The organism is Allobosea sp. 01N443 (assembly GCF_056399325.1).
Genome location: NZ_JBFTRC010000009.1, coordinates 60,127 through 71,975 on the forward strand (window position 1 = coordinate 60,127; position 11,849 = coordinate 71,975).

The window sequence follows — 11,849 nt, forward strand, 5'->3', positions numbered from 1 at the left end:
CGCGGGACTCAGAGATTGAGCCTGATCGTCACGGATCGGCCATGCGCCTGCAAGCCCTCGGCCTCGGCCAGTTGCGTCGCGGCCGGCGCCAAGGCGCGAAGCCCATCGACGCCGCATTTCAGCAACGAGGTTCGCTTCATGAAATCGGCGACACCGAGCCCCGAGGAGAAACGGGCGGAGCGGGCGGTCGGCAGAACATGGTTGGGACCGCCGACATAGTCGCCGATCGCCTCCGGTGTATGTCCGCCCAGGAAGATCGCGCCGGCATTGCGAACCTTCCTTGCCAGGCCGTCGGGATCTGCGGTGACGATCTCGAGATGCTCGGGCGCCAGCCGGTCGACCAGCGGGAGTGCGCGCTCCAGGTCTTCGACCAGCAGGATGGCGCCGAAATCCTGCCAGCTCTTGCCGGCGATCGCAGCGCGCGGGAGCACTGCCAACTGGCTGATCACCGCCTTCTCGACCTCGGCTGCGAGCGCTGCATCATTGGTGAGCAGGATCGACTGGGCGGATTCGTCATGCTCCGCCTGCGCCAGCAGATCGGCCGCGACCCAATCCGGATTTGCACTTGAATCCGCAATCACCAGAACCTCGGAGGGGCCGGCGATCATGTCGATACCGACCTGTCCGAAGACGCGGCGCTTGGCGGCTGCCACATAGGCGTTGCCCGGTCCGACGATCTTGGCCACCGGCGCGATCGACTGCGTTCCATAGGCCAATGCCGCTACCGCCTGGGCACCGCCAATCCGGTAGACCTCGTGGACGCCGGCAAGCCGCGCCGCAGCCAGGACCAGCGGGTTCGTCTCCCCGCGCGGGGTCGGCGCCACCATGACGATGCGCTCGACGCCGGCAACCCTGGCCGGCACCGCGTTCATCAGCACGGACGAGGGATAGCTCGCGGTACCGCCGGGAACGTAGAGCCCGACCGTCTCGATCGCGCTCCAGCGCCACCCGCTCTCGACGCCGAGCGCATCGCGTGTCCAGGAATCCTGTGGCTTCAGGCGCAGGTGATAGGCCTCGATGCGGGCACGCGCGGTTTCCAGCGCGGCCAGCAGATCGGCGGAGCAGGCCGCGACGGCCGCATCGATCTCGGCTTCACTGACCCGAAGGGTCGAAGGGGTCAGATCGAGCTTATCGAAACGGGAGGTGCAGGCGATGACGGCCTCATCCCCCTTGGCGCGAACATCGGCAATGATGTCGGCGGCAACGCGGTCGACGTCCTCGGACACCTCGCGCTTGGTCGTCAGCAGCGCGGCAAAGGCCTGCTCGAAGCCTGCGTCTCGTTGATCGAGCCTGATCGGCATCGCAAATCCTGAAGCTGAAAGAAGAGGTCAGGCGCCATTCGGGTGATCGGGCTTGGCGACTGCCTCCCAGACCGGGCCCAGGTCCTTCATCTGGGCCTCGATGCACTCGACGCCCAGGCGGATAGCGGCACCATCCGAGAAATGCAGCGTGACCTCTCCCGCCGGCGCCTCGGACTCGGTGAAGGTGATGGCGAGGAGATTGAGAACGGCTCCTGTCGCCGTCGGGTCAACCTTCGTGCTCTTGGCGTGAACGACTCGTTCGAAATGCAGGGCGGCAAGGCGCCTGCGCTTCTGGCCATGCGGCACGCCTTCCCAGTCGAAGCGTCGCGCGGCCAGCGCGAAGCGCTTCTGCGCTGGCAGATAGGCGACATCGCCGACGCGCAGGACAGCATCCTGCAAATGTGCGGAGATGATCGCGAGATCCTCCGCGTCGAGCGCGATCAGCTTCAGTGGGTCTGCGGTATCGTCCGACATCGACCTGTTCTGGCGAGCGGACGGTTCGGCGTCAACCGCTGATCCGCTCGACCTCTGCGCCACAGCGCGTCAGCTTGGCTTCCAGCGCCTCGAAACCGCGATCGAGATGGTAGACCCGGTTGATCATCGTGTCGCCCTCGGCCGCGAGGCCACCAATGACGAGCGAGACCGATGCACGCAGATCGGTTGCCATGACCGGCGCACCGGTGAGCTTGCCGACACCCTCGACATAGGCGACGTCACCATCCAGCCGGATCTTCGCGCCGAGGCGGACGAGTTCCTGGACGTGCATGAAGCGGTTCTCGAAGATCGTCTCGCGAATGCGCGAGGTGCCCTTGGCCCGCGTCATCAGCGCCATGAACTGCGCCTGCAGATCGGTCGGGAAGCCCGGGAACGGGTCGGTGTCCACATCGACGGCCTCCAGTGCCCCGCCGTTGCGGCGCACGCGGATGCCTTCATTGGTCTCGCTGATATCGACGCCAGCCTTGACCAGGATATCGAGCGCCGATTGCAGCAGATCGGCCCGCGCGCCTTCGAGCAGCACGTCGCCTCCGGTCATCGCGACAGCCATCGCATAGGTGCCGGTCTCGATCCGGTCCGGCAGGACAGCATGGTGCGCGCCCCCGAGCCGCGAGACCCCCTTGACCACGATCTGCGAGGTGCCGGCGCCCTCGATCTTGGCGCCCATCTTGATAAGGCACGCGGCGAGGTCCGTGACCTCGGGCTCACGCGCCGCGTTCTCGATCACTGTCGTGCCGTCTGCGAGAACCGCAGCCATCAGGGCCGTATGGGTGCCCCCGACCGTCACCTTCGGGAAGACGATCTCGGCGCCCTTCAAGCCCTTCGGCGCGCGCGCCAGCGCATAGCCATTCTCGATGCTGATTTCCGCGCCGAGCCGTTCCAGCGCCATCAGCAGGAGGTCGACCGGCCGCGTACCGATCGCACAGCCGCCGGGCAGGGAGACCTTCGCTTCGCCCATCCGGGCCAGGATCGGAGCAATGACCCAGAAGCTCGCGCGCATGGTCGAGACCAGTTCATACGGCGCGCAGGTGTCGACGATCTGGCGTGCGGTCAGCGCGATGGTCTGGCCCGTCTCCGCCGACTGACCGATGCGCTTGCCAGCGATGGAACGGTCGACGCCGTGGTTCGAGAGGATGCGCGACAGCGCAGTCACGTCCGACAGTCGCGGGACATTGACCAGAGTCAGCGTCTCATCCGTGAGGAGGCTCGCGATCATCAGCGGCAACGCGGCATTCTTCGCGCCCGAGATCGGGATCGTGCCATTGAGGCGCTGGCCACCGGTAATGCGGATACGGTCCATCTGGATGTCCTGCTGGAGGTCGCGGCTATCGGCCGCGCGGCGCGATTGAGGGCGGGATCAGGACCGGGGAGTCTCGGCCTGGGCAGGCAAGGCTTCGTCTTCCCGCTCCGCTTCATCCGCCCGACGAGCGCGCGCCTGCGCCTTGCGGCGCTTCAGGTTCTCGCGCAGGGCTGCGGCAAGGCGCGCCCTCTTTTCGTCGTCTGCGGTTGGTTGGCGACTCAAGGGATCAAACTCGGCTTACGCGGTTCAACGCTGGGATCGCGGCGAAATCGCGGCGCATGGTTAGCTCTGCAACGCCCGTTGGACAAGTTTCCAAAGCGGCGGCACGTCAATCAGCGGTCCCTCGCTCGCCAAGCTGAGACGAAACTGTGCCGCAGCGAGGCGCCGACCCTTTGGGGTTCGCGTTTGCAGCTAGCCCTCAGGACCTCCAGCCGCCGCGGCCGCCGCTCGGCTGCACGCTGAAACCGCCTGCATTTTCCGTCTCTTGCGCTCGGCCGGCATTCGCCTGCGCCGCGCGTTTCGTGCGCTCTTCCCCAGCGGCACACGGCTTGCCTTGCCGGCTCGGCGCGCCGCCTCAAAGGCCAGCGACATCGCATTGAGACAGGCTCTCCAGCAGTACAACTTAGACGACAAAGTTTAATGAAATTAACCATTTCTGCCGGTTATCGTTTACAGTTCATTAACTTCTTCTACCCTGCGGAGGCGTTCCAAATTGTCTGACCTGACGGGATTTGCGGCATGTTCCAGGCCTTCGCTTCACAGACCCATTCGGTGCCCGCCGTCGCTCTGGAATGTTGCGAGGTCATCGACGCGTTGCGGCACAAGGCGGGTTTCCTGCCCGAGGTGCAGTTGGCCTACGAGGCCGAGATCAAGACGCTGTGGGTGACGATCAAGCCGGAGCTGAAGCCGGTCTTCACGCTCCAGCTGCTTGACAGCCTCGGCAAGATCCAGAAGGCGATCTATGCTCTCTGGGGAGCGCCGGATCAGTATCACGGCGCACCGGTGCGCTTCCTCGCCTTCCGCGGGACCGGCCCCTTCTTCACCCTCGGCGGCGATCTCGATTTCTATCTCGACTGCCTCGCCAAGAATGACCGCGCCGCCCTGGCGGAATATGCGCGCCTCTCGATCGAGGGCGCGGTCTGGAACGCCAGCGGTCTCAACGGCCTGGTGATCACGCTCTCGACCATTCACGCCAAGGCGATCGGTGGCGGCATCGATGCGCCGCGCTCCTGCAATGTCATGATCGCCGAGGAGCAGGCCTCGTTCGTCTACCCCGAGATCAAGTTCAACCACTTCCCGATCACGGCAGTGGCGGTGTTGTCACGCCGCATGGGCTCGCGTGCAGCGGAGCGCCTGCTGCTCTCCGGCGAGGAGATGAGCGCCGCCGAATTCATGGCGGCCGGTGCACTGGAAGCGGTCGTGCCGACCGGCACCGGCGAAGACTGGATCCGCAAATATGCCAGCGACTCCCTGCCGGTGCACGCGGCCAAGACCGCGCTGTTCTCCGCGTTCAATCGTCGGGCCGGCGACCTGCGCGAGGAACTGGAGCATCTTGGCGATATCTGGACGGATTGCATGCTGCGCCTCAACCCGAGCGCCATCTCGAAGCTGCAGCGCATCGCGCAGACGCAGGACCGTATGCTGACCCGCGTCTACCAGCGGCCGGCGAGCCCGGTCCTGTCCAGCGCAGCGGCCCTCTGATCCTGCAAAGGCGCCTTCGCGGAGACGCAAGGCGGTTGCAGCCCCCCTCACGAAACATTTACCTGTTCCGCTTAAAGGGTTTATCCGGCGCGAACTCGGGCTCGTGAAAAGCTCGTGTCGCGCGCCTGAAGCCTTGCAAGGCGGGACTGGATGGCGGGTGTTTTCAAAGGGCTTCTCAGCGACAGACCGGGCGACGTCCGCGAGGATTTCGACCTGCCGGACTATCGTTTGCTGGTCAGCTCGCTGTTCTCCTCGCCCGGCTCGATCATTCCGGGCGGCATCGCTGGTATCCTGACCCCCTATCTGTGCTGGCTCGCGACGGGCGCCAGCATTTTCATGACCCTGACGGCGCTGGTGACTCTGGTCGTCGMGCTCCGGATCATGACCGTCATCAGCTATCGCAGGCGCGATCATTCGGATGACAGCTTTGCCGAGACACGGCGCTGGGATCGCGAATACTTCCTCGGCGCAACGGTTTTCAGCGCAGTCCTTGGCTACAGCTGCTACATCGCACTGACGCAGACCGAGGACCCCGCCGCCCATATCACTTCGGTCGCCTCGACCATCGCGCTGGCCTCGGGCTATGTCTCGCGCAACGCCGGCCGGCCGAAATTCGTCGCCGTACAGCTCCTGACCTTCTGCGTGCCGATGGCCATCGGCCTCGTCCAGGCCTCCAACGATTACTATCACTATATCGGCTATTTCGCGTTCCTGTACGTGGCCGCCAACATCGCCATCACCAATTCCCTGCACCGGAATCTCCTCGCGCTCAGCGAAGCGACCAAGCAGTCAAGAGGGTTGGCATCTGCGCTGCATTCCCAGAACCTGACGCTCGACGCCGCGCTCAACACGATGATCCATGGCCTCGCCATGTACGATCGCAGCCTCAAGCTCGCGATCTGCAACGCACCGCATCGCACGCTCTTCGGCATCCCCGAGACGCTCGCCCTCCCCGGCACGCCCTTGACGGCGATCGCCCGTTTCCTGATCGAGCGCCAGGTCATCAGCGCCGACCAGGTTCGCGACATCAGAAGCGCGCTCAGCGAGGTTCAGCAGTCGCAACAGGCGGTCACCCGCGAATTGCAGACCCGTGGCGGCCGGCTGCTGGTGGTCACCATCGCGCCTGCGGCCGAAGGCGGTGTGCTGATGCTGACCGAGGATGCGACCGAGAGGAAGGCGACGGAAGCACGGATCGAGCGGATGGCTCGCTTCGACGAGTTGACCGGTCTCGCAAACCGCTTCGAATTCAACAACCAGCTGTCCGAGTCCTTCCGCAAGCTGGAGCGGACCGGAGAAGCCTTCGCGCTGCTCTATGTCGATCTCGACGGTTTCAAGCAGGTCAATGACAGCCTTGGCCACGATATCGGCGATCGCGTCCTCTCCGAAACGGCTATGCGCCTGCGCGGTGTCATTCGCGGTGGCGACCTGCTGGCCCGCTTCGGCGGTGACGAGTTCGTTCTGATCTTGCCCTCGGCCAATCTCGCCATCGTCACCACGATCGCCCAACGCATGATCGATGCGATGGCCAAGGCCTTCCTGCTTGAGACCAAGACCGTCTACGTGACCGCCAGCGTCGGTATCGCGATGGCGCCGCTCGATGCCGCGACGCCGGCCGATCTGCTGCGCCACGCTGACACCGCGCTCTATAAGGCCAAGGCCGCCGGCCGCAACACCCTGACCTTCTTCAATCCGGCGATGGCCGAGGAGATGCTCGATCGGCACGAGATAGAGGTGGATCTGCGCCGGGCTTGCGAGAACAAGTCGCTCGAACTGTACTATCAGGCCATCATCGATCTGAAGACGCAGGATGTCGTGAACCGCGAGGCGCTGATGCGCTGGCGGCACCCCACCCGCGGAATGATCCCGCCTGGCATCTTCATCCCGATCGCGGAGAGTTCCGGYCTGATCGCCGCCATGGGCGACTGGGCCATCAGGCAGGCCTGCCATGACGCGGCCTCCTGGCCTAACGACGTCGGCGTCTCCGTCAACATCTCGCCGCTGCAGTTCCGTGAACCCCGCCGGATCGTCGAGACCGTCAAGGAAGCGCTCATYGCGTCCGGGCTCGGCTCCCATCGGCTGACGCTCGAGGTGACCGAATCCCTGCTGATCGAGGATAACAAGGGCACGCTCGCCGCCATTCACGAACTGCGCGCGCTCGGTGTGAAATTCGCACTCGACGATTTCGGCACCGGCTATTCCTCGCTTGCCTATCTCTCGACCTACCCCTTCGCCCAGGTGAAGATCGACCAGAGCTTCAGCCGCGACGTGCACGCCAATGAGGCGTCGAAAGCCATCATCGAGGCCGTCTGCCAGCTCGCTCGACGCCTTTCGATGAATGTCGTCGTCGAAGGCATCGAAACCGAACACCAGCGTATCGCAGTGCAGTTGCTCGGCGCGCACCGGGCACAGGGCTATCTCTTCGGCCGGCCGGAGCCGGTATCCGCCTTCTCGCCCGACAGGGGACGTCACGTCGCCTGAGGAATGTCGCTGAGACGCCGCACGCGCGATACCGATCCCACCGCGACAATGCCTGTCCAACGGCGCGCTGCTCCAGTACTTCCGGCGCGCCGGCCTTGATTCCTGCACTCTGACAACGCATCAGCAGGTAGCGGAAGGCAGATCAGGGAGAGGCGATGTGACCGGCAGTCCGGCGACGGCATCCAATACGACGCCGCTGACCCCCGACATCTGCGTTATCGGAGGCGGCGCCGCCGGACTTTCCCTTGCGACAGCAGCGGCACTCTTTGGCGTATCGGTCGTGCTGGTGGAGCGCGACCGCCTGGGGGGGGGCAAGGACGCTGTCATCTCGAACGCGCTGATCGCCGCCAGCACACGGGCGAGACTGCTCCAGGACGCCGGCCATTTCGGCATCGCTGCCGGTGCGCTGGATATGGATTTCGTCAAGGTGCAGGCGCATATCGCCGGCGTCGTCGCGGCACTGGCCCCCAACGAAACGGCCGAGCGCCTGGCGGCATTGGGCGTCACCGTGATCAACGGCGAGGCCCGGTTTCGCGACCGCAACACCGTACAGGTCGGCGATCGGGAAATCAGGGCAAGGCGCTTCGTCATCGCAACGGGCTCGCGCCCGGCGGCTCCGTCAATTCCCGGCCTGGACAAGACCCCTGTCCTGACAGTGGCATCCGTTCTCACCCTGAACCGCCGCCCGGAACGTCTGATCGTGCTCGGATGCGGCTCGGAAGGGGTTGAACTCGCGCAGGCGATGCACCGCCTCTGCAGCAGCGTCACGATCGTTGGATCCGAAGACCTGCTTGCCGACGAGGACCCGGAGGCCGTGATGCTGATCCGCCGCGCTCTGCTGCGTGACGGGATCGCGCTGCACGAACGGGCCACGATCCTGCGTGTCGAAACCCCGCGCAATCGCGTGCGCCTCGTCCTGGCCGGGACGAAGAGTGAAGCGGAACTGCCCCTGGAGGGCACGCACCTGCTGGTCACGAGTAACCGGCAGCCGGCGATCGCCGCGCTCGATCTCGAACTTGCAGGCATTGCCAGCGATGCCGGCGGCATTGTCGTCAACAAGGGCCTGCGGACGGCCAACCGGCGTGTCTTCGCCATTGGCGGCTGCGCCAGTGGAAACCGACACGGCGCTCACCTTGCTCATGCAGCGAGCCACCAGGCGAGCCTGGTTCTCCGCAATATCCTGTTCCGCCTGCCGGTGAAGACGGACGCAGCGGCGCTACCAAGAGTGACCTCCTGCGAGCCTGAGCTTGCCAGCATCGGCCTGTCGGAGGAGCAGGCCCACAGGGCGGCGCGGGACATCCGGATCCTGCGCTGGCCCTACGCCGAAAGCGACAAGGCGCAGGCCGAACGGCAGACGGAGGGCTTCGTCAAGCTCATCACCGACGGCAAGGGCCGCGTTCTCGGCGCCACCATCATTGGTGCCAAGGCCGGCGAGCTGATCGCGCCCTGGTGCCTGGCGATCGAGAAGGGGCTGAACGTCAAGGATATGGCCGGGCTGGTCCTCCCTTCTTCGACCTTCTCGGAACTCTCGAAGCGGGCTGCCCTCTCGGTCTACTCTCCGCTTGCGTCCCGGCCGGGCATTCGACGGCTTATCGGCTTCCTGCGCCGCTTCGGATAAGCTCGCCGCATGGAGTCGCCACGCCTCGACAAGCAGTCGCTTTCCGTCAGCGTACCACGCAGCCTGACGCGGCTCGGCCTTTCCGCAAAGCTGCTGCTGCTGACCGTGCTTTTCGTGATGCTGGCGGAAGTGCTGATCTACTTGCCGTCCGTCGCGAATTTCCGGCGCAACTGGCTGAATGACCGCCTCGCAGCCGCACAKATCGCCGTGCTGGTTCTTGAAGGCGCTCCGCCGGAGGGCCTGCCTGAAGGCAGCGAGAGCCGCCTGTTGATGGGCGTCGGCGCACGCGCCATCGCCGCCCGTGTCGGGGGTGCGCGGCGCCTTCTCAGCCTCGATTCCATGCCACCCGAAGTGGCGCGAACCGTGGATCTGCGCCAGATGGGCTGGCTCACCTCCATCATCGAGACTCTCGACACTCTGATTACGCCTGCCCATGACACGCCGATCCGGGTCATCGGCGAGGCGGTCGGCGGCGCCGACTTCGTCGAACTGATCATCGACGAGGCGCCGCTGCGCCGCGCGATGCTGGTGTTCTCAGCCAATATTCTGCTGTTGTCGCTGCTGATCTCGGGGCTGACGGCGGGACTGGTCTATCTTGCCCTGAACTGGCTCATCGTCGGCCCGATCCGCCAGGTCGCCGCCAATGTCATGGAGTTCGAGGCCGACCCGGAGAACCCGCACCGGATCATCACGCCGAGCCAGCGCGCGGACGAGATCGGCGAGGCCGAACGGGCGCTCGCACGCATGCAGATGACGCTGGCGGACGAGCTGCGCACCAAGAAGCACCTCGCCGAACTCGGCCTGGCGGTCAGCAAGGTCAACCACGACCTGCGCAATATGCTGGCTGCGGCCCAGTTGATGTCGGACCGGCTGACCGAAACGCGGGACCCGAAGATCAGGCGCTTTGCGCCGCGCCTGATCGCCACGCTCGACCGCGCCATCGCCTTCTGCCAGGCGACGCTGGCCTATGGCCGCGCCGCCGAGGCGACGCCGACCCTGCGCGAGGTCGCGCTTCGGCAGCTTGTGGCCGATGCGGGCGAACTGCTCGGCCTCGCGGAAAGCCCGACCGTGAGCTTCGCCAACGAGGTTCCGGCGGAACTCATCCTGCCCTGCGACCCCGACCAGATGGCGCGCGTCCTGCTCAATCTCATGCGCAATGCCGTCGAGGCGCTGACCCGTGCGGGCGCCGAAGCCGGCCGCCAGCCGACCCTGACCATCAGTGCGGCGCGCGAGCTTCATGAGGTCGTTCTGCGCGTCTGCGACAATGGTCCCGGCGTTCCGGAACGGGCAAAGGCCAATCTGTTCCAGGCCTTTCGCGGCTCGGTCAATCCCGGCGGCACCGGGCTGGGCCTCGCTATCGCGGCGGAACTCGTCCGCCTGCATGGCGGCTCGATCGCGCTCGAACCCTCGAAGATMGGAGCCGTCTTCAAGGTGGCGCTGCCGATCAGAGGCGGGAACTGAGGGCCCTACTGGCTCGCCCAGATCACCCGCGCCATGAAGGCGATCTCGGATGATGCGAGCACCCGGTCGGGCTGCTCGGGATTGAGCGAGGCGAGTTCGACGGTCCTGGCAGTTTCGCGCTTGAGCTGCCTCGCCAGCACCTCGCCTTCAATGGTCATGACCACGACCCGGTCGCCTCGCCTCACGGCAGCCGCCGGAGAAACGATGATGATGTCGCCATCGCGGTAGATCGGCAGCATCGAATCGCCGGCGATCTCAAGCGCATAGGCTTTCTCGTCGGACAGGCCGGGAGACGCGACCTCCTCCCAGCCGGAGCCGGCGGGCAGGCCGCTGCCATCGAAGAATCCACCCAACCCCGCCTGTGCGAAACCGAGCAGGGGAATGGTGGGCGCGGGCGCCGCGGCGCGGTGCATCACCACGCTCATGAACTCGTCGAGCGAAGCGCCAGTAGCCCCCAGGATCTTGGCGATCGACTCGGTCGAGGGCCAGCGCTCGCGGCCATCCGGGCCGATGCGCTTGGAGCGGTTGAAGGTCGTGGCGTCGAGGCCGGCCCTGCGCGCCAGCCCCGACGGCGTGAAGCCGTAGCGCTGGGCCAGTGCATCGATCGCGCTCCAGATCTGGTTATGGGACAGCATCGGACAGGCCTCTGATCCTGATGTGCCGGGAGAGCAGGACAAGGATAGGAAATATCCCCTACTCGATGAGACCTCAATCTGATTTCCGATGAACGGGTCCGGGATGATTTGCCCGGAGCCGGTTGCACCCGCTATGGCGTGTACAACGCCGAACCAACGAGACGTCCCGTGCCCCTCATCTACAAGATCTGCCCCGAACAGCTCTGGCGTGACGCTGAGCTCGCCGGGTCATTCAACGGCGCTGCCATCGATCTCGCCGACGGCTACATCCATTTCTCCACAGGCGGACAGCTTCGCGAAACGGCAGAAAAGCACTTCGCCGGTCAGAGTGGCCTCCTGCTGATCGCCGTGGACGATACGGCACTCGGCTCGGCGCTGCGCTACGAACCCTCGCGCGGCGGCGCGCTCTTCCCGCATCTCTATTCGGCCCTCGCCCCCAAGATCGTGCGCTGGATTGCGCCGCTCGCCACGGGGACGAATGGCAGCCCCGTCATTCCGGAGGACATTTCGTGATCGGCAGCCTCTTCAACCTCGCCCGGCCCCTGATCCACAAGCTGGATGCCGAGATGGCGCATCGCCTGACGGTTGCCGCACTGGCGGCCGCACCGGCGTTGAAGCCGGCTGCCGACGATCCGATCCTGGCGACCGAGGCTTTCGGGCTCGCCTTCGCGAACCCGATCGGCCTGGCGGCCGGCTTCGACAAACATGCTGAGGCGGTCGATGGCGCCCTGGGGCTCGGCTTCGGCTTTGTCGAGGTCGGTGGCGTGACGCCGCTGCCGCAGCCCGGTAATCCGCGCCCGCGTGTCTTCCGGTTGCCCGAAGACGAAGCCGTCATCAACCGGTACGGATTGAACAGCGAG

General features: G+C 65.5%; 9 protein-coding genes and 1 pseudogene. 6 read left to right on the forward strand and 4 right to left on the reverse strand.

Annotation, left to right across the window (positions count from 1 at the left end; genetic code table 11):
- Positions 1–8: 8 nt before the first annotated feature.
- The 3 genes from hisD to murA are packed head-to-tail and all read right to left on the reverse strand — an operon-like array spanning position 9 to position 3,096.
- Positions 9–1,301, reverse strand: a complete 1,293-nt coding sequence (gene hisD / locus AC1DRP_RS04610) for a histidinol dehydrogenase (protein ID WP_441506028.1) — start codon at positions 1,299–1,301, stop codon at positions 9–11.
- A gap of 27 nt (positions 1,302–1,328) precedes the next feature.
- Positions 1,329–1,775 carry a DUF2948 family protein gene (locus AC1DRP_RS04615; RefSeq protein WP_069877660.1) on the reverse strand — a complete coding sequence of 149 codons (447 nt, stop codon included), beginning with the start codon at positions 1,773–1,775 and terminating at the stop codon, positions 1,329–1,331.
- Positions 1,776–1,806: 31 nt separating this feature from the next.
- Positions 1,807–3,096 (reverse strand): UDP-N-acetylglucosamine 1-carboxyvinyltransferase, encoded by a 1,290-nt coding sequence (gene murA, locus AC1DRP_RS04620; RefSeq protein ID WP_441490136.1) that lies wholly within the window; start codon positions 3,094–3,096, stop codon positions 1,807–1,809.
- 738 nt (positions 3,097–3,834) lie between these two features.
- On the opposite strand from murA, the gene AC1DRP_RS04625 reads away from it, so the two are divergent.
- The 4 genes from AC1DRP_RS04625 to AC1DRP_RS04640 all read left to right on the forward strand — a co-directional run bounded on the left by AC1DRP_RS04625 (position 3,835) and on the right by AC1DRP_RS04640 (position 10,354).
- Complete coding sequence (locus tag AC1DRP_RS04625; protein ID WP_069877662.1) at positions 3,835–4,797, forward strand: enoyl-CoA hydratase-related protein; 963 nt, start codon at positions 3,835–3,837, stop codon at positions 4,795–4,797.
- Positions 4,798–4,947: 150 nt separating this feature from the next.
- Positions 4,948–7,275, forward strand: a complete 2,328-nt coding sequence (locus AC1DRP_RS04630) for a putative bifunctional diguanylate cyclase/phosphodiesterase (protein ID WP_476767887.1) — start codon at positions 4,948–4,950, stop codon at positions 7,273–7,275.
- A 157-nt stretch (positions 7,276–7,432) separates the two neighbouring features.
- Positions 7,433–8,893 (forward strand): dihydrolipoyl dehydrogenase family protein, encoded by a 1,461-nt coding sequence (locus AC1DRP_RS04635; protein WP_441506026.1) that lies wholly within the window; start codon positions 7,433–7,435, stop codon positions 8,891–8,893.
- Between the two features lie 9 nt (positions 8,894–8,902).
- Entirely contained in the window at positions 8,903–10,354 is a 1,452-nt protein-coding gene (locus AC1DRP_RS04640) for a sensor histidine kinase (RefSeq protein ID WP_476767888.1), read from the forward strand.
- A 5-nt stretch (positions 10,355–10,359) separates the two neighbouring features.
- Here the strand turns inward: AC1DRP_RS04640 and AC1DRP_RS04645 are convergent, their stop codons facing one another.
- The gene (locus AC1DRP_RS04645; protein ID WP_441506025.1) at positions 10,360–10,989 is read right to left on the reverse strand and encodes a S24 family peptidase; all 630 of its coding nucleotides are present in this window, start codon (positions 10,987–10,989) and stop codon (positions 10,360–10,362) included.
- A gap of 168 nt (positions 10,990–11,157) precedes the next feature.
- On the opposite strand from AC1DRP_RS04645, the gene AC1DRP_RS04650 reads away from it, so the two are divergent.
- The gene (locus AC1DRP_RS04650) at positions 11,158–11,502 is read left to right on the forward strand and encodes a DUF952 domain-containing protein (RefSeq protein ID WP_441490141.1); all 345 of its coding nucleotides are present in this window, start codon (positions 11,158–11,160) and stop codon (positions 11,500–11,502) included.
- Positions 11,499–11,849, forward strand: a pseudogene (locus AC1DRP_RS04655) (quinone-dependent dihydroorotate dehydrogenase); the annotation flags it as partial. The gene AC1DRP_RS04650 and the pseudogene AC1DRP_RS04655, both read left to right, overlap by 4 nt.